The sequence below is a fragment of the Bifidobacterium vansinderenii genome (genome assembly GCF_002234915.1).
Taxonomy (GTDB): domain Bacteria; phylum Actinomycetota; class Actinomycetes; order Actinomycetales; family Bifidobacteriaceae; genus Galliscardovia; species Galliscardovia vansinderenii.
This window is the reverse complement of the sequence record NZ_NEWD01000007.1, coordinates 281,458-305,378: the sequence shown is the minus strand read 5'-3', so window position 1 is coordinate 305,378 and position 23,921 is coordinate 281,458. Positions and strand designations below refer to the sequence as shown.

At 63.4% G+C, this 23,921-nt stretch carries 20 protein-coding genes; 4 read left to right on the top strand and 16 right to left on the bottom strand.

Translation table 11 applies throughout. The features are described 5' to 3' along the window. Positions 1 to 34: 34 nt before the first annotated feature. Positions 35 to 1,372 (bottom strand): type I glutamate--ammonia ligase, encoded by a 1,338-nt coding sequence (glnA, locus tag Tam10B_RS04835; RefSeq protein ID WP_093960113.1) that lies wholly within the window; start codon positions 1,370 to 1,372, stop codon positions 35 to 37. Between the two features lie 113 nt (positions 1,373 to 1,485). Next, complete coding sequence (locus tag Tam10B_RS04830; protein WP_093960112.1) at positions 1,486 to 2,247, bottom strand: alpha/beta hydrolase; 762 nt, start codon at positions 2,245 to 2,247, stop codon at positions 1,486 to 1,488. Positions 2,248 to 2,470: 223 nt separating this feature from the next. Between Tam10B_RS04830 and Tam10B_RS04825 the strand changes: the two genes are divergently transcribed. Then, positions 2,471 to 3,904 (top strand): DUF2252 domain-containing protein, encoded by a 1,434-nt coding sequence (locus tag Tam10B_RS04825; RefSeq protein WP_093960111.1) that lies wholly within the window; start codon positions 2,471 to 2,473, stop codon positions 3,902 to 3,904. 378 nt (positions 3,905 to 4,282) lie between these two features. Here the strand turns inward: Tam10B_RS04825 and priA are convergent, their stop codons facing one another. The 6 genes from priA to hisD form a co-directional block, all read right to left on the bottom strand. Continuing rightward, complete coding sequence (gene priA, locus Tam10B_RS04820; protein ID WP_093960110.1) at positions 4,283 to 5,011, bottom strand: bifunctional 1-(5-phosphoribosyl)-5-((5-phosphoribosylamino)methylideneamino)imidazole-4-carboxamide isomerase/phosphoribosylanthranilate isomerase PriA; 729 nt, start codon at positions 5,009 to 5,011, stop codon at positions 4,283 to 4,285. A 146-nt stretch (positions 5,012 to 5,157) separates the two neighbouring features. Continuing rightward, on the bottom strand, positions 5,158 to 5,802 hold the full coding sequence (gene hisH / locus Tam10B_RS04815) for an imidazole glycerol phosphate synthase subunit HisH (protein ID WP_093960109.1): 645 nt from the start codon (positions 5,800 to 5,802) through the stop codon (positions 5,158 to 5,160). 74 nt (positions 5,803 to 5,876) lie between these two features. Beyond that, positions 5,877 to 6,533 (bottom strand): hypothetical protein, encoded by a 657-nt coding sequence (locus Tam10B_RS04810; protein ID WP_233133589.1) that lies wholly within the window; start codon positions 6,531 to 6,533, stop codon positions 5,877 to 5,879. Then, positions 6,530 to 7,132 carry an imidazoleglycerol-phosphate dehydratase HisB gene (gene hisB, locus Tam10B_RS04805; RefSeq protein ID WP_093960108.1) on the bottom strand — a complete coding sequence of 201 codons (603 nt, stop codon included), beginning with the start codon at positions 7,130 to 7,132 and terminating at the stop codon, positions 6,530 to 6,532. Before hisB ends, Tam10B_RS04810 begins: the two co-directional genes overlap by 4 nt. A 15-nt stretch (positions 7,133 to 7,147) precedes the next feature. Continuing rightward, the gene (locus Tam10B_RS04800; RefSeq protein ID WP_093960107.1) at positions 7,148 to 8,302 is read right to left on the bottom strand and encodes a histidinol-phosphate transaminase; all 1,155 of its coding nucleotides are present in this window, start codon (positions 8,300 to 8,302) and stop codon (positions 7,148 to 7,150) included. Beyond that, positions 8,299 to 9,696 carry a histidinol dehydrogenase gene (gene hisD / locus Tam10B_RS04795; RefSeq protein ID WP_198947528.1) on the bottom strand — a complete coding sequence of 466 codons (1,398 nt, stop codon included), beginning with the start codon at positions 9,694 to 9,696 and terminating at the stop codon, positions 8,299 to 8,301. The genes Tam10B_RS04800 and hisD overlap by 4 nt, the downstream gene beginning before the upstream one ends. A 193-nt stretch (positions 9,697 to 9,889) precedes the next feature. Between hisD and Tam10B_RS04790 the strand changes: the two genes are divergently transcribed. Then, positions 9,890 to 10,738, top strand: a complete 849-nt coding sequence (locus tag Tam10B_RS04790) for an aldo/keto reductase (protein ID WP_093960161.1) — start codon at positions 9,890 to 9,892, stop codon at positions 10,736 to 10,738. 89 nt (positions 10,739 to 10,827) lie between these two features. Here the strand turns inward: Tam10B_RS04790 and Tam10B_RS04785 are convergent, their stop codons facing one another. Continuing rightward, positions 10,828 to 12,132: a class I SAM-dependent methyltransferase gene (locus Tam10B_RS04785; RefSeq protein WP_093960105.1), complete on the bottom strand. Its 1,305-nt coding sequence runs from the start codon at positions 12,130 to 12,132 to the stop codon at positions 10,828 to 10,830. 319 nt (positions 12,133 to 12,451) lie between these two features. Here Tam10B_RS04785 and rhuM point away from each other — a divergent pair, with 319 nt between their 5' ends. Beyond that, complete coding sequence (rhuM, locus tag Tam10B_RS04780) at positions 12,452 to 13,387, top strand: RhuM family protein (RefSeq protein ID WP_093960104.1); 936 nt, start codon at positions 12,452 to 12,454, stop codon at positions 13,385 to 13,387. A 26-nt stretch (positions 13,388 to 13,413) separates the two neighbouring features. Here the strand turns inward: rhuM and Tam10B_RS04775 are convergent, their stop codons facing one another. The 4 genes from Tam10B_RS04775 to dnaE form a co-directional block, all read right to left on the bottom strand. Beyond that, positions 13,414 to 13,749 carry a branched-chain amino acid transporter permease gene (locus Tam10B_RS04775; RefSeq protein ID WP_093960103.1) on the bottom strand — a complete coding sequence of 112 codons (336 nt, stop codon included), beginning with the start codon at positions 13,747 to 13,749 and terminating at the stop codon, positions 13,414 to 13,416. Next, on the bottom strand, positions 13,746 to 14,591 hold the full coding sequence (locus tag Tam10B_RS04770; RefSeq protein WP_198947527.1) for an AzlC family ABC transporter permease: 846 nt from the start codon (positions 14,589 to 14,591) through the stop codon (positions 13,746 to 13,748). The genes Tam10B_RS04775 and Tam10B_RS04770 overlap by 4 nt, the downstream gene beginning before the upstream one ends. A gap of 93 nt (positions 14,592 to 14,684) precedes the next feature. After that, positions 14,685 to 16,421 carry an acetolactate synthase large subunit gene (locus Tam10B_RS04765; RefSeq protein WP_093960160.1) on the bottom strand — a complete coding sequence of 579 codons (1,737 nt, stop codon included), beginning with the start codon at positions 16,419 to 16,421 and terminating at the stop codon, positions 14,685 to 14,687. A 91-nt stretch (positions 16,422 to 16,512) separates the two neighbouring features. Beyond that, the gene (gene dnaE / locus Tam10B_RS04760) at positions 16,513 to 20,079 is read right to left on the bottom strand and encodes a DNA polymerase III subunit alpha (protein WP_198947526.1); all 3,567 of its coding nucleotides are present in this window, start codon (positions 20,077 to 20,079) and stop codon (positions 16,513 to 16,515) included. A 203-nt stretch (positions 20,080 to 20,282) separates the two neighbouring features. Between dnaE and Tam10B_RS04755 the strand changes: the two genes are divergently transcribed. Continuing rightward, positions 20,283 to 20,855 carry a DUF4190 domain-containing protein gene (locus Tam10B_RS04755; RefSeq protein ID WP_093960100.1) on the top strand — a complete coding sequence of 191 codons (573 nt, stop codon included), beginning with the start codon at positions 20,283 to 20,285 and terminating at the stop codon, positions 20,853 to 20,855. A gap of 62 nt (positions 20,856 to 20,917) precedes the next feature. Here Tam10B_RS04755 and Tam10B_RS04750 read toward each other — a convergent pair whose 3' ends face one another. From Tam10B_RS04750 to Tam10B_RS04740, 3 genes are read right to left on the bottom strand one after another with little or no spacing between them, the layout of a single operon-like run. Then, positions 20,918 to 21,874 carry an RluA family pseudouridine synthase gene (locus tag Tam10B_RS04750; protein WP_093960099.1) on the bottom strand — a complete coding sequence of 319 codons (957 nt, stop codon included), beginning with the start codon at positions 21,872 to 21,874 and terminating at the stop codon, positions 20,918 to 20,920. Beyond that, positions 21,871 to 22,422, bottom strand: a complete 552-nt coding sequence (locus Tam10B_RS04745) for a signal peptidase II (RefSeq protein ID WP_093960098.1) — start codon at positions 22,420 to 22,422, stop codon at positions 21,871 to 21,873. The genes Tam10B_RS04750 and Tam10B_RS04745 overlap by 4 nt, the downstream gene beginning before the upstream one ends. 14 nt (positions 22,423 to 22,436) lie before the next feature. Next, a complete protein-coding gene (locus Tam10B_RS04740) occupies positions 22,437 to 23,798 on the bottom strand; it encodes a DivIVA domain-containing protein (protein ID WP_093960097.1) in 1,362 nt (453 codons plus the stop codon). Positions 23,799 to 23,921 lie beyond the last annotated feature (123 nt).

The window sequence follows — 23,921 nt, the reverse complement described above, 5'->3', positions numbered from 1 at the left end:
CGGCCGATAACACTCCGTGGCGTTCGTTTTTGCCCTACAGGCGAGGGAGGTAGTGCTTCAGCTCGTAGGGGGTAACCTGCATGCGGTAGTCGTCCCATTCCTTGCGCTTGTTGCGCAGGAAGTAGCGGAAGACGTGCTCTCCGAGGACGTCGGCGACGAAGTCGGATTTGGACATGATCTTGAGGGCGGTGTCGAGGGAGTCGGGGAGGGGCTGAATGCCCATGGCCTGACGTTCCTCGTCGGTGAGCTCCCAGACGTCGTCGCTCGTGGGCTCGCCGAGGGTCATTTGCTTTTCGATGCCGTCGAGGCCGGCGGCGAGGAGGAGCGAGTAGGCGAGGTACGGATTGGTGACGGGGTCGAGGGCGCGGAACTCCATGCGGGAGGAGTTGCCTTTGCCGGGCTTGTACTGGGGCACGCGGAGGAGGGCGGAGCGGTTGTTGTGGCCCCAGCAGATGTAGCTGGGGGCTTCGTTGCCGCCCCAGAGGCGCTTGTAGGAGTTGACGAACTGGTCGCAGACGGCGGTGATTTCGGCGGCATGGTGGAGGATGCCGGCGGCGAATTGGCGCGCGGTGAGCGACATGTTGAACTCCTGGCCGGCCTCGTAGAAGGCGTTGGCGTCGCCTTCGAAGAGGCTGAGGTGGGTGTGCATGCCGGAACCGGGGTGGTCGGCGAGCGGTTTGGGCATGAAGCTCGCGTGGATACCGCGTTCGAGGGAGATTTCCTTGACGACGGTGCGGAAGGTCATGATGTTGTCGGCCATGGTGAGGGCGTCTGCGTAGCGCAGGTCGATCTCGTTCTGGCCAGGGCCGGCCTCGTGGTGGGAGTACTCGACGGAGATGCCCATCTGTTCGAGCATGTTCACGGTGGCGCGGCGGAAGTCCATGCCTGGGCTGCGCGGCACGTGGTCGAAGTAGCCGCCTTCGTCGACGGGCTTGGGGGCCTGCGACCAGTCGTCCTGCTGTTCGAAGAGGTAGAACTCGATTTCGGGGTGGATGTAGAAGGTGAAGCCCTTTTCCTTGGCTTTGGCGAGGGTGCGCTTGAGTACGTAGCGCGGGTCGCCCATGCTGGGTTCGCCTTCGGGGGTGAGCACGTCGCAGAACATGCGGGCGGTGCCCTGCGGGCCGCCACGCCAGGGCAGGATCTGGAAGGTGGAGGGGTCGGGCTTGACGATCATGTCGTCTTCGGAGACGCGGGTCAGGCCTTCGATGGCCGATCCGTCGAATCCGAGGCCCTCTTCGAACGCGGCTTCGAGCTCGGCGGGAGCGATGGCCACGGATTTGAGGGTGCCGAGAACGTCGGTGAACCACAAACGAATAAAGCGCACGTCGCGTTCCTCGACCGTGCGCAAAGCAAACTCTTGCTGTCTGTCCATAGGGGACATGGTCCCATGTGTTTGTTTCGCGGTGCGTTAACAGAACGTCGCGCGTGTCACATGGTGAGACGATCGCGCGACGTTGTGAACGGTTCGGTGAACTACGCCCGACGTTACATGATTCCGGAGGCGAGATCGTTGGTGATCAGCCAGTCGCGGATGTCGTTGAATTCGTCGAGGTTCACGGCGTGGTCGAGGTTGCGGTAGCTCTTGGTGTTGAGCCAGGTGTGTTCCTCGAGCCATGCGGCGCATGCGTAGAGCTCGTATTTGGGGACGACGGATTCCTTCTTGCCGTAGCAGTAGTACACGGGTCGGTCGAGTTCGGTGAGCCTGTCGTCGGCGGGCGCCGTGCCGGGCACGCGTCCGGGGGCGAGATATCCGGAGAACGATACGGCCGCACGGTAGCGTTCGGGGTGGATGCGCAGCAGGTGCACGGCTATGGTGCCTCCCTGTGAGAATCCGAGCGGTACGACGTCACGATCGTCCGGCACGTGCGTGGTCACCCAGTCGTCGACGGCCTTGGCGGCGGCGTAGACGTCGTAGTCGAGGTCGTCGCCGCTGAGAATGTTGTCGTGAAACCACGCGTAGGCGCCGGGAATGTAGGCGCCTTTCGGCTTCTCGAGCGTGTACGGTCCTCGTAGGGCGACGTAGTCGCTCAGCGGCGCGACCATCTGGATCAGGTCCTCGGCGTCCTCCTCGTTGGCACCCCAGCCGTGGAGGGAAAGGAACAGGGGACGTGACCGTACGGCGGTGCCGTCGCCGCGCGATACCAGTACGTGTTCGTCGTCGATGGCGAATGGCTCTCCGAATCGTCCGGGAACCACCGTCGACTCCCGTCCGATCGTGTTATTGACTTCGTTGTGCTCTTCGCTCATACCATCTCACTATATCGATCGCATGATGAGAATATGGCCGTTGTTCGCCAGATCGACTATGAACTTCGTCACATCGTCATGTGAACTGCGGCTGAATTCCGTGCAAGTACGGGGAAAAATACTCAACGATCGGCAAACCGGCATCCCGACGCGGTTCGGACGCGTATTGTAGTGGGGGAATTGTTTCGCTGTTTCGACGTTGAAGATAGGGGATATTACCGCCATGGCCGATTCGACTGGCACGCAGGCACAACCGCCGATAGTTCTCGACTGGCATCAGGCCGACAATCCGGAGGATCGACGGGCCGCGGGTGTGGCGGCGCGCAAGAACGCTCCCCGTTCGTCGCATGCCGCGTGGACGGTGAAGCCCGGTCGTGAGGAGAAGATCGAGCTGCTGGAGGAGCAGTCGGCGGCGCGCGTGCAGGAGCTGATTCCGTTGCGCTATGCGCGGATGAGCGTCTCGCCGTTCACGTTCTACCGTGGTACGGCGCTGATCATGGCCTCGGATCTGGCGACGACGCCGATCAGCGGTATTCCCGTGCAGTGCGTGGGCGACGCGCATATCGCGAACTTCGGCATCTTCATGTCCCCCACGCAGCATCTGGTGTTCGACGTGAACGATTTCGATGAGACGCTGCCCGGTCCGTGGGAGTGGGATGTGAAGCGTCTGGTGACGAGTGTGGAGATCTGCGCGCGCGATCGTGGATTCGATACGGAGACGAGGCGTCGTGCGGTGTCGGAGTGCGTGCGCGCCTACCATGAGGCGATGCACGAGTTCGCGCAGATGGACAATCTGGACATCTGGTACGCGCACCTGGACGTGGCCAAGACTATTCAGGACTTCGAACGCAACGGCATGCCCAGCAAGACCCTGCGCCGCACGGTGGTCAAGGCCGTGTCGAAGGATTCCAATCATGCGGCGCAGAAGTTCGCGTACATGAAGAACGGCGAGCCGAAGTTCCGTTGGATGCCTCCGGAGCTCGTGCCGATCGACAAGCTCACCGGATACGATCACGAGGGCCCGTTGGACGAGACGATCAAAACGCTGTTCGAGGGGTATCGCGAGAACCTGTATCACGATCGTCTGCGCGTGCTGGACTCGTATCACCGCTATCATGACGCCGCCCGCAAGGTGGTAGGCGTGGGTTCCGTGGGCACGCGCGTGTGGGTGCTGCTGCTCAGCGGCCGTGATGTGGACGATGCGCTGGTGCTGCAGATCAAGGAGGCGGAGGCCTCGGTACTGGAGCGGTTCGTGGGCACGAGCCGCTATGCCACGCATGGCGAGCGTGTGGTGCAGGGGCAGAAGCTGATTCAGACCACGGCGGATGTGCTGCTCGGCTGGACGAGCATGACCACGCGCGACGGTCTGCGCAAGGACTACTACGTGCGTCAGCTGTGGAACGGCAAGGGGTCGATCGACCTGGACAACGCCGGCAAGGAGGGCATCATCAACACGGCCCGCATGAGCGCCTGGGCGCTGGCCCACGCGCATGCGCGCACCGGTGACGCCATCGCCATCGACGGCTACATGGGCGAGGAGACGAACTTCGACGACGCGATCATCACGTTCGCCAAGCAGTACGCCGATCAGAACGAAGAGGACTACAAGGTCTTCATGGCCGCGATCAAGTCCGGCCACCTACCCTGCGCGAAGTAGCGGAGGGCATGAAGGTATCGCCGCGGCAGTAAAAGTCTGAATGGCAACGGGGTGGTGCGGCTCATGAGAGCCTGCACCACCCCGTTGTATGCGATTGGTGCGCGCCGATGGACGATGCAGGAATCGCCTGCGGCGATGCCGTACCGCGTGTCGACTGCCGTCGACAAGTCACCTCATCCGACCGGCTGCGCCGGCCACCTTCCCCTCAAGGGGAAGGCAGCATATGGCCTTTCAGCTGTATGGTAACCAGCCGGCTTCCCCTTGAGGGGAAGCTGTCGGCGTCAGCCGACTGATGAGGTGACTCGTTCCGAGTATCGGAACAGCGCATGGCATCGCCGCAGGCGATTCCACTCCCCCGTTTCAGTTCCCCGTCGCCCGTCACGCGTTGGCGACTTCGAGGGCCTCCTCCAGGGTGAAGGCGCGGGCGTAGAGGGACTTGCCAAGGATGGCAGAGTCGACGCCCAGAGCGTCAAGCGTCTTGATGGCGCGCAGGTCGTCGAGGCTGGAGATGCCGCCGGATGCGGTCACCTTGGCGTCGGTGCGTTCGGCCACTTCGCGCAGCAGCTCGATGTTCGGGCCGCTCATCATGCCGTCGCGGGCCACGTCGGTGACCACGTAGCGGGAGCAGCCGACCGAGTCGAGGAACTTCATGGTCTCGAACAGGTCGCCACCTTCCTTGACCCAGCCGCGGGCGGCCAGCGTGTGGCCGCGCACGTCAAGTCCTACGGCCACGCGGTCGCCGTACTTCCTGATGACCTCGGCGGTCCACTCCGGGTTCTCCAGCGCGGCGGTGCCGATGTTCACGCGGGCGGCGCCGGCCTCAAGGGCGGCGTCCAGCGAGGCGTCGTCACGCACGCCACCGCTCATTTCGATGTTCACCTTGTCACCGAGCTCGCCGACGATGCCGCGCAGCTGTTCGCGGTTGTTGCCGGTGCCGAACGCGGCGTCGAGGTCCACGAGGTGGATCCACTTCGCGCCGGACTCGACCCAGGTGCGGGCGGCCTCGAGCGGACTGCCGTAGTCGGTTTCGGAGCCGGATTCGCCCTGACGCAGGCGCACGGCCTTGCCGTCACGCACGTCGACGGCGGGAAGAAGGGTAAGCATGATGGTTTCCTTTCATCGAGGATGATGAAGACGATGGCGGGTGGAAGTGACCGACTGATGAGGCGGATATGCAATGCGTCGTGTCGGTCACCTCATCCGACCGGCTGACGCCGGCCACCTTCCCCTCAAGGGGAAGGCCAGAGTGGGGGTTAGAAGGTGGCGATCCAGTTGCGCAGCAGCTGGGCGCCCGCGTCGGCGGACTTCTCCGGGTGGAACTGGGTGGCGCTGAGCGCCCCCTTCTCCACGGCGGCAACGAAGCGGCTGCGGCCGTACTCGCACCACGTGAACTTCGTATCCGGGTCCCCGGCGATCGCCGAGGCGTTCACCCCGTTGGGCGTGGGGTGGGACACGGCGTAGGAGTGGACGAAGTAGAAGCGTTCGTTCTCCAGTCCGTGCAGCAACGTCGAGCCTTCGGCGGCGTCCACGGTGTTCCAGCCCATGTGCGGCACCACGTCGGCATCGAGCGGTTCCACCACTCCCCCGATGTAGCCGAGGCCGTCGGCGGGGGTGCCGCCTTCGACGCCGCTTTCGAACATGACCTGCAGGCCCACGCACACGCCGAGCACGGGACGGCCGGCCTCAAGGCGTCCACGCACCACGCGGTCGCCGCCCACGGTCTTGAGCCCTTCCACGCAGGCGGCGAACGCGCCCACGCCGGGCACCACGAGGCCGTCGGCCTCCATGGCCTGCTTGTAGTCGCTGGTCAGGGTCACGTCGATGTCGAGGTTCGCCAGAGCGCGCACCATGGAGCGCACGTTGCCGAATCCGTAGTCGAAGACAACAACCGATGTCATTTCAAGCCTTTCTGCATTGCAGCATTGTCGGGATCCGGCGGGAGCCCGCCGAATCCCGTACGGTCGTGGCGTGCCTATTTCACGCTGGAGTTGCGGGTGGATCCGCCACGACCGAACTTCGTGTGCTTGGCGATCACCTGCAGTGCGGTCGCACGGTCATAGTCGCCCGCGTCGACGATCTGGTAGCCGGCGGCACGCACGTCGTCGATACGACTCGTGCCGATGAGCAGGTCCTCCACGAACGGCGGAGTGGACATGAACAGCACGGGCGGTGCGAACTTGTTGCCGGGCTTGCCGTTCACCCACAGCGTGGCCTCGAGCTTGTCGGCGCGGTTGACGGCCAGCACCACCGACAGTCCGGAGACCACGGTGGTCAGATCGCGGGCCGCGACCTCGGGGCCGTCGCCGTCCACGCTGCGCAGCACGGCGACGGCTCCCTGATCCGATCCCACGCAGTGCGCGGAGATGTCGGAAAGCTGGCAGAACGCGGCGAGCAGGTCGGGCGCGCTCAGCTGGGTGATGAGCACCGCGGCCTTGGCCTTGTTGCCGAGCAGGCCCTGGAGCTCGTCGTCGAAGTCGCCGATGCCGCTACCCAGACCGTTCAGCTCGTCCTCGAATCCGGCCAGAGCCGCGTTGATCTCCTCGTCGCTCAACGAGTCGGGGTCGCGGTTCGGGTTCTGGTCGTCGCCGGCGTTGCCGTTCGGCGTGTTCGGGGTGGTCTCGTCGCTCATAGCGACCCCTTGGTGCTGGGGATGAGTCCCTGGATGCGCGGATCGGGTTCGATGGCGAAGCGCAGGGCGCGTGCCACAGCCTTGAACTCGGCTTCGGCGATGTGGTGCGGGTCACGGCCGGCGATCAGCTGCAGGTGCAGGCACAGTCCGGCGTGGAACGCAATGGATTCCATGACATGACGGACCATGGAGCCGGTGAAGTGACCACCGATCATCGCGTACTCAAAGCCTTCCGGCTCGCCGGTGCAAACGGCGTACGGACGGCCCGAGATGTCGATCACGGCCTTGGCCAGCGCCTCGTCGAGCGGCACGGTGGCGTCGGCGAATCGACGGATGCCGCGCTTGTCGCCGAGCGCCTGCTTGAGCGCCTCACCGAACACGATGGCCGTGTCCTCGACGGTGTGGTGCACGTCGATGTCGGTGTCGCCATGGGCCTTGATGTCGAGGTCGATGAGCGAATGCTTGCCGAGCGCGGTCATCATGTGGTTGTAGAAGGGCACGGAGGTGTCGATGTTGGTCTTTCCGGTGCCGTCGAGATTCAGCGACAGTTCGATGCTCGATTCGCTGGTCTCACGCTTGATCGTGGCGGTTCTTGCCATGATTGATGACTCCTTTCAGGCCTTCTGGGCCTCGTCGAGCACTTCGAGGAACGCCTTGCGGAACGCGGCCATCTCCTCGTCGGTGCCCATGCACACGCGTAGCCAGCCTTCGGGGCCGACGTCGCGGATGAGCACGCCGCGCTTGAGCAGCTCGTTGAAGATGAAGTCGCGGTCGTCGAACGTGCCGAAGTACACGAAGTTCGACTCCGAGTGCGCCACAGTGAGGTTGCGACCCTTGTAGGTGAGCGAGGCGAGCCATTCGGCGGTGGCCTCGCGGGTCTCGCGCAGGTGGGCGACCGTGCTGAGCTGTTCGTCGGTGTGTTCCAGTGCGGCCAGCGCGGCGGCCTGGGTGACGGCGCTCAGGTGGTACGGCATGCGCACGATGCGCATGGAGTCGATGATGCCCTGATCGGCGGCGATGTAGCCGACGCGCGCGCCGGCGTAGGCGAACGCCTTGCTCATGGTGCGGCTGACGGCCAGGTTCGGGTGTTCGTTGACCAGGCTGACGGCGGAGGGCACGCCGGGAGTGCGGAACTCCACGTAGGCCTCGTCCACCACGAGGATCGGGTGCACGCCCTCGTCCGCGCCATCGACGTCGGCCTGCTCGCAGGCGGCGAGCAGTGCCTTGGTCTGGTCCATCGGCAGCGGCGTGCCGGTGGGGTTGTTCGGGCTGGTGACGAGCACCATGGCGGGCTTGACGGTCCTGATCGCCTCGATGGCGGCGTCCATGTCGATGGTGAAGTCGTCGTTGCGCGGCACGGTCACCCATTCGGTGAACGTGTCGCGCGCGTACTCCGGGTACATGGAGTAGGTGGGCGTGAAGCTCAGCGCCTTGCGGCCCGGGCCGCCGAACGCCTGGAACAGCTGCAGCATGATCTCGTTGGAGCCGTTGGCGGCCCACAGCTGTTCGACGGCGAGACGGGTGCCGGACTCCTTGGCGAGATAGTCGCTGAACGCCTTACGCAGGGCGATGTGCTCGCGGTCCGGATAGCGGTTGAGCGTGGGGGCGATCTCACGTACGCGCTGGGCGATGGTGTCGACCACGTCGGGCGCCGGCGGGTACGGGTTCTCGTTCACGTTGAGGCAGACGGGAACGTCGAGCTGGGGGGCGCCGTACGGCTCCTCCCCCTTCAGATCGTTGCGCAGCGGCAGGTTTGCCGGAATGCTCATTTGAGTCCTGCTTCCTTCTCCTGGGCGTCCAGGGTCGCCTTGTCGTACGGATCCTTGACGAAGCGGCTGAGCACGCATTCGCCGTGGGCGGGCAGATCCTCGGAGACGGCGAAGGCGTTGATGCGCGCGGCGAGCTCCTTGAGGCCCTCCTCGTCGTATTCGATGACCTCGACCGGCTTCATGAAGGTGTGCACGCCGAGGCCGGCGGCGAAGCGGGCGGTGCCGCCAGTGGGCAGCACGTGGTTGGAACCGGACATGTAGTCGCCCAGCGGGACCGGCGAGTACGGTCCACGGAAGATGGCGCCCGCGTTCTTGATGCGCTTGACGACGTCGTCCGCGTTGGCGGTCTGGATCTCGAGGTGTTCGGCGGCGTACGCGTTGGCGGCGTCGATGGACTGGTCGAGTCCGTCGGTGAGCACAATGGCGGACTGGGTGCCGGACAGGGACGTGTGCACGCGTTCGGCGTGCTCGGTGCGCGGCACGCGGTAGTTGAGGTTCTCCTGCACCTTGGCGGCGAGCTCCTCGGAGTCGGTGAACAGCACGGAACCGGCGAGCTCGTCGTGCTCGGCCTGACCGATGAGGTCGGCGGCCAGCAGGCTCGGGTTGGCGTCCTTGTCGGCGATGATGCCGATCTCGGTGGGGCCTGCGACCGCGTCGATGCCCACGAAGGCGGAGACGAGGGACTTGGCGGTGGCCACGAAGATGTTGCCGGGGCCGGTGATCTTGTCGACCGGATCGCACAGCACGTCGCCGTCCTGCGGCTCGGAGCCCTTGGCGCCGTAAGCGAACATGGCGATGGCCTGGGCGCCGCCGACGGCGTACACCTCGTCCACGCCGAGGATGGCGCAGGTGGCGAGGATGGTCTTGTTCGGCAGACCCTCCTCGTTGTCGCGGGCCGGCGGGGTGGCGATGGCGAGCGATTCGACGCCCGCGGCCTGCGCCGGAACGGCGTTCATGATCACCGAGCTCGGGTACACGGCCTTGCCGCCGGGCACGTACAGGCCCACGCGCTGGATCGGGATCCAGCGTTCGGCCACGCGGGCGCCGGGGGCGAGATCGGTGTGGAAGTCCTTGGGCACCTGGTTGGCGGCCACGGCGCGGGCGCGGCGCACGGACTCCTCGATGGCGGAACGCACTTCGGGGTCGAGCGTCGTCAGGGCGGCCTGGATGGCCTCCTTGGGCACGCGCAGGTTGGCGGGACGCACGTGGTCGAACTTCTTCTCGAAGTCGCGCAGGGCGGCGGCGCCGCGCTCCTTGACGTCGTCGAGGATCGGGCGCACCAGATCGGTGGCCTCAGAGGTGCCCATGGCGGCGCGCGGCATCGCGGCCAGCAGCTCGGCACGGGACAGTTTCTGACCACGAAGGTCGATGATTCGCATAATATTCTCTGCCATGTTCCCGATGGTAGAAACCGGTTGTGACGAAAACCGCACTTTTCCGCCGATCGTCTCACAGTTCGGAGAAACCGCATTTCCCAGGGCGTTTCGGACTCGACTCCTCGCAGGCGTAGAGTAAAAGGCGAGGTGTACCGATACACAAACGCGGTGCACGCCGTATTCACCACTATTCGAAGGAGTGATCATGGCATTGATGGAGCCGCCGGCAATTCCCGTGCGCAGGGCGCATGACGGGCTGGAGCTGCCGGCCATCGGATTCGGCACGTACAAGGTCAACGGATTCGCCGGCGTGGAGGCGATCAAGTCGGCGCTCGAGGTGGGCTATCGTCTGATCGACTCGGCATTCAACTATGAGAACGAGGGCGTGGTCGGCAAGGCGATCCGCGAATCCGAGGTGCCACGCGAGGACATCGTCGTCGCATCGAAACTTCCCGGACGTCATCATCAGTACGATCAGGCGCGCACCACCATCGAGGAGTCGGTGGCGCGCATGGGTCTCGATTACATCGACCTGTATCTGATCCACTGGCCGAACCCGTCGCAGGGACAGTTCGTAGAGGCATGGCAGGCTCTGGTCGACGCGCAGAAGCAGGGCATCGTCAAGCACATCGGCGTAAGCAACTTCCTGCCCGGCCACATCGATCTGCTGATCCGCGCCACGGGCGTCACACCGGCTGTCAACCAAGTGGAGCTGCATCCGTTCTTCCAGCAGCGCGAGCAGCGCGCCTACGACGACGCGCACGGCATCATCACCGAGGCATGGAGCCCGCTGGGCCGTGCCAATCAGATGCTGAAGGATCCGGACATCGTGCGCATCGCCGAGAAGCACGGCGTCTCCCCCGTGGCCGTGATTCTGCGCTGGCATCTGCAGCTGGGCGACGTGGCGATTCCGAAGTCGATGAACCGCGAGCGCCAGCGCGCAAACCTCGACCTGACCGGTTTCGAGCTTGATGAGCAGGACATGCAGGACATCGCCGCGATGGACAACCCCGAGGGCTACACCTTCGGCCAGAACCCCCACTGGCACGAGGAGGATTAGTTCCGAAACAACCTCCGAATCCGGGGACAGGTCGCCTTTCCGACGGTTTTAGCGACCTATCCCCGGATTCGGAGGTCATGCATCAAATTTCATGCCTTCCACCACTGGCGCAGGGGGTACCACTTGCCGTCGGGGTGGCCCACGCGGTCGGGGCGGACGGCGAGGAACTGGTGGATCTGGATGCCGTCGATCTCGAAGTTGAGCGAGCAGGCGGCCATGTACAGGCCCCACACCTTGGCGCGTTCGAAACCCACCTGCTTGACGGCGTCGTCCCAGTGCTCGGAGAGGTTGTGGTTCCAGTGGTGCAGGGTGAGCGCGTAATGCTGGCGCAGGTTCTCCTGATGCACCACGTTGAATCCGGCGTCGTGGATGCACGATTCGATGAATCCGGGGGCGCCGAGGTCGCCGTCGGGGAAGATGTAGCGGTCGAGGAACTCGTCGGTGCCGGGCTTGCCGTCCGGACGGTCGTGGCTAATGGTGATCTGGTGGTTGAGCAGGCGGCCCATGGGCTTGAGCAGGCGGAACATCTCCTCGAAGTAGCTCTGGTAGTTCTTCACGCCCACGTGCTCCATCATGCCGATCGAGCAGATGCCATCGAAGTCATGCTCGGGCACGTCGCGGTAGTCCTGCACGCGCACCTCGGCCAGATCCTCGAGCCCTTCGCGGCGGATCCATTCCTGCGCGTAGGCGGCCTGCTCCTTGGACAGGGTGACGCCGAGCGCCTTGATGCCGCGGCGGGCGGCGGTGATGACCATGGAGCCCCAGCCGCAGCCGATGTCGAGCAGGCGCTCGCCGGGCTTGAGTCCTAGCTTGTCGAGAATGAGGCGCAATTTGTTGGCCTGCGCGTCCTCGAGGCTCATGTTCTCGTTGTCGAACACGGCGCACGTGTAGGTCATGGAGGGGCCAAGAAAGTCGGCGTAGAACTCGTTGGACTGGTCGTAGTGGTAGCTCACGGTCTCGGAGTCGGCCTTCTCGGTATGCGGCAGGAGGCCGGACTTGATGCGCGCGAACTTGGACGGGCCTTCGGTCTGGGGCACCGGCGGGCGGCGCAGACCGTGCGACAGGATGGCGGCTGCCACCTTCGCCACGGCGGCGGGCGTGGGCTTCTTCACGTAGGGAGCGAGTGAGAGTAGCTTGCGTAGCTCGGGGTACGGGTCGGCGTAGTCGATGCCCTTGATGTCGAAGTCACCGAGCACGTAGGCGCGCACGGCGCCGATCTCGTTGGGATGCATCAGCAGCTGGTAGATGGCGTTCGGCGAGGTGACCTTGACCACCAGATCAGCGTCCTCCGGACCGAATGCGGACCCGTCGAACGCCTCCACCCTCAGATGCGGATTCGGCTCGATGAACTCCCCCACCATTTCGCTGACCAACATCGACTTGCCACTGCTCATGCTTCGCCTCTTTTTTCGAGTGACCGCTAACAATAACGTCGCATGGAAGTTTATGCCCGTCGGATTTCCCGCAACGGGTCGATTTATCGGCAGGCGAACAACTTTCCCACTGACCCGACAGACAGTAGGCGGGTTGGCGAATCACCGCAATAGGACAAAATACTTTTTAGTACATTCGTTCGACAAAAAGTAAAGTATCTGATATACTATAGAACATATATTCTATATATGCGTCGCCGTCAGATACCGCTTGCGTTACCACCGCGTAAGGTCAAACGGAAGCCGGCAACGTCTAGGAGAATCATGCAAAGGAGCAATCATGACCGCCGAGGAACTGAAGCAACAGATCGAACTCTACGAAAGCACGGATCACACCGTGCATCTTGACGTGAAAGTCGATCAAGACACCGTATGGCTGACGCAACAGCAGATGGCGCTGCTGTTCGGACGCGACGTGACGACCATCCGACGGCATATCAAGAATGCACAAACCGAAGAATTGCAAGGCCTTCCAGTTAGTGCAAATTTTGCACTAACTGCTACGGATGGCAAAACCTATCAGGTCTCTCACTACAACCTCGACATGGTCCTCTCCGTCGGGTATCGCGTGAAGTCCAAGGAGGGCGTGTATTTCCGTCGCTGGGCGAATTCCGTACTCAAGCGGCATCTGATCGAGGGCTACACCATCAACCGGCAGCGTCTCGACGCGCTTCGAACCGTGGTCAAGGTACTGCAACGCTCCAGCGAACCGGAAATCGCCGGTACCGCGGAAATCCTCAATCAGTATCTGCCCAGTCTTGAACTGCTCAACGAGTATGACACCGGGGAGATCCTCTCCCCCAAGGGCGATGAATCCCATTGGCGTCTCACCTATGAGGATGCCATGTCATTCGTTAGATCAATGCCGTTCTATACGCAGTCCGATCTGTTCGGCCGTGAGCGCAACGGCTCATTCCAGGGTATTGTCACCGGACTGTATCAAACATTCTCCGGAGAAGAACTGTACCGGTCAACGCAATGCAAAGCGGCGAACCTACTGTATCAGATCGTCAAGGATCATCCATTCTCGGACGGCAACAAACGTTGTGCCGCCGCATTGTTCGTCTACTTCCTCGACCGGAACGGCATCCTACGGGATGGCGACAAGCTTCTGGTGGAGGGCAATGCGCTCACCGCCATGACATTGATGATCGCCCTATCCGCTCCAACGGAGAAAGACACCATGATCGCGTTGGTCGAGAATTTCCTGACTTGACGTCAAACCGTCGTTTGCCCGGTCCCCTATACGAAGACGAGCTGGACGAGGACCATGTAGAGGATGGTGCCGCCGGCGATCGAGAGCAGCATATTGCGCTTCCATGCGTGCAGGGCCACGATCACGGCCATGGCGATGAGCTCGGGAATCCCGTGGCTGCCGCTCATGGGCGTCACGTCCTTGAGTGAGTACACGACGAGCAGACCGGTCATGGCGAAAGGCAGCACGCGACCCAGATAGTCGATGAAACGCGGCGGCTGCTTGGACTCCGGGAAGACGATGAACGGCAGGAATCGGGTGATCATGGTGCCGATCACCACCACGGCGATGGTGATCACGCTCTGCCATACGGTCATGGTCATGCCGTCACCTCCACATTGTCACGGTCGCGATTGTCATGGCTCTCACGGTCCTCGTCATTGGTCTTCGCGCCGCTTCCGCCATCATCCGCTCCGCCGTCGCCGGTCTTGAGCTCGTCCAGCCAAGGACGCAGCACCACGAACAGCACGAGCATGGAAATCAGGGACGGAATCATGAAGTTGTCCGGGCCAAGCAGCGCCAGGCACACGGCCGACGCCAGCACGCCGATCAACGCGGGCATGTGGGGACGCAGACCGCCCTTCGTGCCCATCCACTGGTCGAGGAAGATCACTAGGAACAACGCGGTGAGCACGAACTCGATGCCGTGCGTGCTGATCGGCAGCAGTCCGCCGACCAGCCAGCCGAGCGCCGTGCCGGCGATCCAGTACCATCGGTTGAGCAGGTTCACGAACAGCATGAACCAGCCACGGTCCACATCCTCCGGGATCTTCGCGCTCGAATTGATGGCGAAGCTCTCGTCGCACATCGCAAAGATCAGATACGGCTTCTTCCACCCCATGTTCTTGTACTTGCCGAGCATCGACAGACCATAGAACAGGTGACGCGCGTTGACCATGAGCGCCAGCATGAACGCGGCGATCGGATTGAACGCGCTGAGCAGCAGGTTCACGGTGACGAACTCCATCGAGCCGGCGAAGATGAAGTACGCCATGCACACCGGGTAGAGGAACGCAAATCCCTTGGCGTGCATGAGCAGTCCGTACGAGCAGCCGAGGAACAGGAATCCCGCGGCGATCGGCACGGTCAGCGGGAACGCGGCGCGGAACGCCCGCCCGACGGTCCCGCCGCCGTTCGTCTTCGTTTCAACACTGTCAGCGCTCATCCGCGCCGCTCCTTTCTCGTGGTCCATACCGTCCGTCCGCGCAGTCAACCGGACCATCGTAGACCCGAGGAAGGAGAAACGAAAGGAACCGTCTCAGCCGGAGAAGTCGATGTCGCCGAGCTTCTCGATGAGGCGCATGTTCTCGCGGTAGTCCACCGGGCAGGCGATGATGTCCACGCCGCTGCCGGAGCGCAGCGCATGGCGCAGCACCGGGTAGAGCTCGTCGGCGCTTTCGATCTCATGGCCCTTGGCTCCGAAGCTCGCGCCGAGCGCCACCACGTCGGGGTTGTTGAAGTCCACGTACTCGTGGCTGCCGTCGTGGATGTCCATCTTCCACTTGATCAGGCCGTACGCCTCGTCCACCCATACCAGGATCACCATACGGCAGCCGCAGCGAACGGCCGTCTCGATCTCCTGCACGTTCATCATGAAGCTGCCGTCGCCCATCACGGCGAGCACGGGCCGGCCCGGGTTAGCCATGGACGCGGCCACAGCGCCCGGCAACGTCCACGCCATGGTGGACAGCGAATTGTCGATCACGCAGGTATTGGACTTGTACGTGGGGTACAGTCGCGCCATCCACATCTTGAGCGCACCCGTGTCGACGAGCACCACGTCGTCGTCATCCACCGCACGGCGAGTGTCGTACACGATGCGCTGCGGCTTCAGCGGGAACGAATCATCGTCGGCGCAGGACGTGTATTCGCGGTTGAGCAGTTCGCGGATCGCCGGATGCGAGTCGCCGAACGTGATACCCTCCCAGCGCAGACGGCCGATCAGCACGGCAAGCGTCTGGTCGATGTCGGCCATGATGTTGAGCGCCGTCGAATAGTGCGCGTCCGTATCCTCCACGAACGTGTTGATGTGAATGATGGTCTTGTCGTCGTTCGGGTTGATCTTCTTCGGATCGAACTGCTGAATCGAGAATCCGACGGCGATGATCAGGTCGGCCGTGTCGAACGCGAAGTTCTCGTAATCCTTGTGCATGAAGCCGACCACGCCGAGCGCGTTGGGCAGCTTGTCGGAGAACACACCCTTGCCTTCGAACGTGGTGGCAACCGGCACGTTGAGCAGTTCCGCCAGTTCGCGCAGACGGTCCTGCGCGTGGGCGCGGGTGACGCCGTTGCCGGCCAGAATGACCGGCCGCTTCGCCTCGCGGATCAGCGCCACGGCCTCGTCGATCGTGTCGTCGGCCGGCATGAGATGGGTGGGCCTGGGCAGCGGCAGTGGTTTGGCTCCTGCCGGAGCCGGCATCTCGGCGATGTCCTCCGGCAGGACCAGACAGGTGGCGCCCGGACGGTTGTGCTGCGAGATGGAGAACGCCTTGCGGATCATCTCGGGCGTGGATTCCGGCGTCATGATCATCGACGACCACTGGGTCAGCGGCTTGAACACCGACACCAGGTCAACGATCTGATGCGACTCCTTGTACAGACGTCCGATGCTACCCTGCGCGCAGATCGCCACGAGCGGCGTGGTGCTGGCGTTCGCCTGCGCCACCGGCAGGGTGAGGTTCAGCGCGCCGGGGCCGAGCGTGGCCAGACACACGCCGGGCTTGCCGGTCAGATGCCCGTAGGTGGCGGCCATGAATCCGGCGCCCTGCTCGTGGCGAGTGAGCACGAACCGGATTCGCCCGTCACGCTCGATCGCCTCCATGAGCGGGATGTTCTCCTCGCCGGGGATGCCGTAGATCACCTCGACGCCCTCGTTGACCAGGCATTCGACGAACAGATCGGCGACGGTCTTCACATGACCGTCCGCAGGAGCGTCGCCTGCAGGGACACCGCCGTCCGTGGCCGTCACGGCGTCGTTTCGTACAGTGTTTTCCATGGTTTCCTCTTCACGCATGAGCGCCATTGTAACCATGTGACTGACATGTCCGTACCGATTCCCATGCCGAGCACGGCCTGCGAAGACGACGTCAGGCGGCGGCCAGACAGGCCGGACCGAACACGGTCTTGATCTCGCCGAACAGCGACGTGTCGCGCTTGACGCGGAACCCGTCGCCGAGCGTCAGCATCGTCACCCCGCCCTTGGCGTCCATGACGGCGAGCTTCACCTCGCAGTATCCGGGATGCTGGTGCAGGATCCCTGCCAGGCGCTCCACATGGGCGTGGTCGATGGCCGCCTCGGGCAGCATGATCACCAGCGAGCGCTCGTCCTCCGCTTCGAGCGTGGGCACCTCCATTTCGGTGGCGCGCAATGACACGGTCTCGTCTCGCACCTCCACCTGACCGCGGATGCGCACCACGGTGTCGAGGGCCATTTCGGCGGCGGCCGACTCGTACGCCTTGCCGAAGAACATGCATTGGATGGAGCTTTCCAGATCTTCGATCGTGACGATCGCCCACGGATTGCCCTTCTTCGACACACGCCGATCGACGCCGGTGATTAGGCCGGCGAGCGCCACCTGCTCACGGTCGGGCATGGTCTTGGCGCGGTCGATCAGGTGGGCAATGGACATGTCGCGCAGGCCGGCGAGCACGGCGCTCATGCCGCTGAGCGGATGGTCGGAAACGTAGAGGCCAAGCATCTCGCGTTCGAAGTTGAGCTTGGTCTTCTTGTCCCATTCCTCCACGTCGGGGATCTGCACGTCGGCGTCGCCCATCGCGTCGTCGGTGCCGTCGTCTCCCCCGTCGAGGTCGGCGAACAGGTCGAACTGGCCTTCGGCCTCCTTGCGTTTGAGCGGCACGATCTGGTTGATGGCCGTCTCGTGGATCTGGAAGAGCGCACGTCGGTTCGGGTCGATGGAGTCGAACGCACCGGCTTTGATCAGCGATTCGACGAGTCTGCGGTTGAGTGCGGCGAGCGGCACGCGCTTGATGTAGTCCATGAAGTTCACGTACTTGCCGCGCGGGCTGTTGCGTTCCTCGATGATCTCCTTGACGGCGTTCTCACCAACGTTACGGATGGCGCCCAGACCGAATCGCACGACGTCGCCGACTGCCGAGTATTCGTAGACCGATTCGTTGACGTCGGGAGAGAGCACCTGGATGCCCATGCGTCTGGCTTCGCCGAGGTAGAGGGCGGTCTTGTCCTTGTTGGTGGACGCGCCCTGCAGCAGGGCGGCCATGAATTCGACCGGATAGTGGGTCTTGAGGTAGGCGGTCCAGTAGGAGATCAGTCCGTAGGCGGCGGAGTGCGCTTTGTTGAATGCGTAGCCGGAGAACGGGACCAGGATCTCCCAGATGGCTTCAGCGGCCTCCTCGGAGTAGCCGTGCTCCTTCATGCCGGCGAAGAACGGCACCTTCTCCTTGGCCAGCACCTCGGGCTTCTTCTTGCCCATGGCTCGTCGCAGCACGTCGGCCTTGCCGAGCGAATAGCCGGCGAGGATTCGCGCGGCGGACTGCACCTGCTCCTGGTAGATGATCAGACCGTAGGTCTCGTCGAGCACCTCCTTGAGCGGCTGGTCGAGTTCGGGGTGGATCGGCTCGATCTTCTGCAGTCCGTTCTTGCGCTTGGCGTAGTTGGTGTGCGATTCCATGCTCATAGGGCCCGGTCGGTACAGGGCGATGAGTGCGGAGATATCGTTGAAGTTGGTGGGCTTCAACGTGCGCAGCAGTGATCGCATACCGTCGCCATCGAGCTGGAACACGCCGAGCGTGTCGCCGCGGGAGAGCAGCTTGTAGGTCTCCTCGTCGTCCAGCGGGATCTTGGTGTAGTCGATCGGATCCTTGCCGTTGTTCTCGATGTTGCGCAGCGTGTCGCGGATCACCGTAAGGTTGGACAGGCCGAGGAAGTCCATCTTGACCAGGCCGAGCGTTTCGCACGTGTGGTATTCGAACGTGGTGGTCACGGTGCCGTCGGTGCGTTCCAGGAGCGGCGACGTGTTGGTGATGGGCTCGGATCCCATGATCGTGGCGCAGGCGTGCACACCGGTTTGGCGGATCAGGCCCTCGATGCCCATGGCCTCCTCGGTGATGCGCTTGACGTCGGGGTCGGATTCGTACAGTTCACGGTATTCGCGGGCCTCGGCGTAGCGTTTGGCGTTCGGGTCGAAGATGTCGTGCAGCTTGATGTCCTTGCCGCCGGTCTCGGCCGGGGGCAGCGCCTTGGTCACGCGCTCGCCCACGGAGAACTCGTAGCCCATGATGCGCGCGGAGTCCTTGAGCGCCTGTTTGGTCTTGATGGTGCCGTAGATCACGCACTGGGCCACCTTGTCGTGGCCGTACTTGTCGGCCACGTAGTCGAGCACGCGCATGCGGCCGTCGGGGTCGAAGTCCACGTCGATATCGGGCAGGGACACGCGTTCCGGGTTGAGGAACCTCTCGAAGATCAGGCCGTGCTCGAGCGGGTCGAGTTCGGTGATGCCCATGGCGTAGGCCACCATGGCGCCTGCTGCGGAGCCTCGGCCTGGCCCCACCATGATGCCGTGCTCCTTGGCCCAGTTGATGTAGTCGGACACCACGAGGAAGTAGCCGGGGAACTGCATCTGGCAGATAACGCCGCACTCGTAGTCGGCCTGCTTGGACACGTGTTCGGGCACGTTGCCCTCGTAGCGCTTCTCGAGGCCCTCCTCCACCTTCTTGAGGAACAGGGAGGTCTCGTCCCAGCCTTCGGGGCAGTCGAACTGCGGCATGAACGCGCCGTCCTCGTTGTCGTCGAACATCACGTTGCAGCGTTCGGCGATCTCGAGCGTGTTGTCGCACGCCTCGGGCAGCTCCTTGAACAGTTCGCGCATCTCCTCGGCGGATTTGATGTAGTAGCCGGAGCCGTCGAACTTGAAACGGTCGGGGTCGTCGAGCCGGCTGCCGGAGTTGATGCACAGCATGGCGTCCTGGGCTCCGCGGTCCTCTTCGAGCACGTAATGGGAGTCGTTGGTGGCGAGCAGCGGCGCGTTCAGCTTCTTCGCGATGGTCAACAGGTCCTTGGTCACCTGCGTCTCGATCTTCAGACCGTGGTCCATGAGCTCGATGTAGAAGTTGTCGCGGCCGAAGATGTCCTGCATCTCGCCGGCGGCGCGCAGAGCCTCTTCGAACTGGCCGAGTCGCAGCCTGGTCTGGATGATGCCGGACGGGCAGCCGGAGGATGCGATCACGCCTTTCGAATAGGTGGAGAGCACCTCCTTGTCCATACGCGGGTAGCGCATCACGCGGCCTTCGAGGTTGGCCACGGAACTGGCCTTGGTGAGGTTCACCAGACCTTCGTCGGTTTCCGCCCACATGGTCAGGTGGGTGATCAGACCGCCGCCGGAGACGTCGTCGCGTCGCTGCGCCTCGGTGCCCCAGTGCACGCGGGACTTGTCCTGTCGGGCGGTCTCAGGCGTCACGTATGCCTCGATGCCGATGATCGGCTTGACGCCGGCCTTCACCGCTGTGCTCCACATCTCGTATGCGCCGTGCATGTTGCCGTGGTCGGTGATGCCCACGGCCGGCATGCCGAGTTCCTTGACCCGGTTCACCAGATTCGGGATCTTCGACGCACCGTCGAGCAGCGAATAATGCGTATGGTTGTGCAGTTGTACGAAGTTCTTTCCCGATTCAGCCATAGATTCCACCATACCTCACGGGCTCGGCGAGCCCATTTTCGTTGTGATTTCAGGCGTTTCCTACGTTCGACCACATTGGTCGGCGGATCTTGCGGCCCGGTCCGCGCATGGGCGACGATGGCGTGGACGGTTCCGACGACGGAGCCTCGGATCGACCGATCCATTCCCAAGAGACGACTACGCAATCATCGAAAGGACCAGCCATGGTCTTCCCAACCCCGTTCCCCGACAACGACCATGAACACGCGTACATTCACGACGACGGCATGCCGAACAGCGTGCCGAGCACTGACATGCCCAGTACTGCGCCCAACGAGGAGCAGCCCTTCCGGCATTCGTCCTCCACGCAATACATAGCGCCTCAGCCGGTGCTTCAACCGGCGCCTCAGCAACCTGGCATGGCCGCCTATGCCGCCGCTCCGACTCCCAATCCCCGCCCCTGGTCAGTGTGCTCGATCATATCGTTCGCCGCCGCGGTACCGTGCATGATGACGGTCTGGTTCGTCGCGGGCTTGTTCCTGGAATTCCGCCGGCATGACTCGTATACGGAATATGGCACCCTCGAAGCGATCGTGGTGGCCCTGCTGAGTTTTTTCCTGGTGCCCGGCTGCCTGCTGTCGCTGATCACAGGCATCATCGGCGTGGTGTCGAGCCGCACACCCAACCAACTGACGGGGCTGCGGCCCAGAGGAGGCTGGATGGCGATCGTCGGCATCGTGCTCAGTCTGCTCGTACTCGGCTACGTCGTCCTGCGAGTATCGGGACCATTCATATAGTCCATATAGCCCTATTGGCGTCGATCGTCACACTAGACCGATGCGTTTCGCTCATATCCGGGTTATATCCGGGCAATGTCGTCCGTCGCACCGTCCTCGCGACTGGCGTGACGTGCGCGCAGTACGTCGAGCGCGTGTTGCAGATCGGCCGGATAGTGTGAGGCCACATGCGTCCAGATGCGGGTGCGGGGATGCCGGAAGTCGAGTTCCATGGCGTGCAGCCATTGGCGTTCGAGTCCCAGTTCCTCGGCGAGCTTCGGATTGGCGCCATACATGTGGTCGCCGACCAGCGGGTGGCCGATCGACGAGAAGTGCACGCGGATCTGATGCGTGCGTCCGGTCTCCAGATTGATCTTGGCCAGCGTGGCCTCGCCGAACCGTTCGAGTACATCCCAGTGCGTGACGGCGGGCTTGCCGCTCGGCGTGACCGTGAACCGGAAGTCGGACACCTTGGCGCGGCCGATCGGCGCCTCGATGGTGGCCTTGTCCTGAGCGAGATCCCCCTGTGCCACGGCGTGATACGTCTTGACGACCTCGTGTTCAGAGAACTGCCGACGCATTTCCTTGTAGGCGAGCTCGGACTTGCATACGAGCATGAGTCCGCTGGTGCCTACGTCAAGTCGACTGACGATGCCCTGTCGTCCGGCGGCGCCGTAGTCGGTGATGTGCACGCCGCGGTGCAACAGACTGCCCAGCACGGTGGGACCGGTCCAGCCCACGGATGCGTGCGCGGCCACTCCCACCGGCTTGTCGACGATCACCACGTCGTCGTCCTCGTAGACGATGGCCATGTCGTCGGCGATGGGTTCGGGCTGACGCTCCTGCTTGACGATGTCGAATTCGACCATGTCGCCGGCGAGCAGCGTGGTCGATCGGTCGCAGGGGCGGCCGAGCAATTTGACCTGACCGGTCGTGATCAAATCGCTGGCCTTGGACCGGGATTCTCCGGTCATCTTGGCCACGGCCACGTCGAAACGCTTGCCGATCAGGGCGTCGGGTGCTGGAACGATGGGCATCAGCGCGCCTCCGTCTTGTCGTGTACGTGCGGTGCGGTGTCGGCGGCTCCTTCCCGGATCGGCCTGAACGGCACGGAAAGGACGATGAGCAGTACCAGACCGATTCCGGCGACCATCAGCCAGATGTCGGCCACATTGCCTACGGACCAGCTGTAGTTAAGGAAATCAACCACCCTGCCGTCAAGGAATCCGGTGGCGTACATGACGCGATCGATGAGATTGCCCATAGCACCGCCGAATGCGAGACCGAGGCAGACGGCCCACCGCCGGTCCGTGGTCATCACGCCGGCGGCCAGCAGGACGATCGACGCGACGATGGCGAGCAGGGAAATCAGCCACGTGGTGGAGGATCCCATGCCCAGTGACGCCCCGGGGTTGTGCAGCAGTCGCAGCGACAGCAGTCCGGGAATCACGCTGACGTCGTGGTCGGTGCTCAGCGAGGAAAGGGCCATGTTCTTGGTGATTCGGTCGAGGACCAATGCCACCAGGGCCACGCATGCGAAGACGGCCACGCGGGTACGCGGCCGTCTTGCGGGAGTGTTCTCAGTCATACAGTCGGGAACGATCAGCGGTTGCCGCCGTTGAAGTCCTGCATGGACTGGTAGTTGTTCGTGTCGGAGATCTGCGTGGTCAGCTGGCCGAGGAACTCGGTCAGGCGGCTACGGTACTCGGCTTCGAACTGCTTGAGGCCTTCGATGTTGCCCTCGATGACCTTGGAGTCGGTGTACAGCTTGTCCTTGACCTGCTGGGCGTAGTCGTCGGCGGCGCTGCGGGTACGGTGATCGTACTCGTCGGCCACGTCGCGGATCTTCTTGGCCTCGGCCTCAGTGTCCTTGCGCACCTGAGCATCGTACTGCTCGGCGGCGGCACGGGTCTGCTTGCTGTAGGCATCGGCCTCGGAATGCGTCTTCTTGGAGTACTCGTCGGCCTGCTTGCGGGTCTTGGCGGAGTAGTCGTCGGCCTCGTTGCGGGTCTTGGCCTGGTAGACGTCGGCGTCGTTGCGAGTCTTCTTGCCGTAGGCGTCGGCCTCGGTGTGCACGCGCTGCGAGTAGGCGTCGGCATCCTGGTGGATGCGCTTGGAGTAGGCGTCGGCCTTCTGGATGACGTCCTCGTGCTTGGCCTGACCGTCGGCGATGAGCTGATCACGCTGGGCCTTGCCCTTGTCGACGTACTGGTCGTGCAGCTGCATAGCCAGGGCGAGCATGGCGGTGGCGCGCTCGGGCTCGGTAGTGGCACCGGCACCGGCACCGGCGATCTTGCGCAGGCTGCCGGTCTCGGTGGAGGGCTCGACCTTGGAGAGCTGCTGACGCAGCTGCTCCTCGCGGGCCTTGGAGGCCTCGAGTTCGCGGTTGAGCGCGGCGATCTGATCGTTGTTCTGGCCGTTGGCGGTGTTCTGGGCCTGCTGGAGCGAAGCGATCTGCTGCTTGGCGGCCTGAAGCTGACCGTTCAGGGTCTGGATCTGGCCGTTGGCGGCCTGAAGCTGGTTGGCGACCTCGGAGGCGCGGCGACGTTCGGCCTCAAGCTGGCTGGCGGCGCCATCGCTCTTGGCGGACTGGGCAGTCAGCTGGTCGATCTGGGCGTTGAGCTGGTCCACCTGGCTCTTCAGCTGGGCGTTCTGGCTGGCGAGGGCCTGCACCTGTTCGGAATCATTCGCCTTGGCCTCGGGAGCGGTCTGCTGAGCCTGGGCCAGCTGATCCTTCAGCTGGCTGTTCTCGTTGGTCAGCTGGGAGATCTTCTCGTTCAGCGCGGCCACATCCGGTCCCAGAGACTGGGTGGAACCCGACTGGGCAGCCTGACTTCCCAGCGCCTCCACCGTTTCGGTAACCTCATCGAGGAAGTCATCGACCTCGTCGATGTCGTAGCCTTCCTTGAAACGTACCGTCTGGAAAATATGGTTACGAATATCATTCGGTGTCAACAGGGCCATTGCAGATCCCAACCTCACTCTCAGCTCATAGGGAGCTTATGAAATTACGTATCGGAACCATGCTAGCACGTAGCCCGTGACTGTCTAGGCGTTGCGCCATTTGCGCGTGGCTTTCGGGGGTGT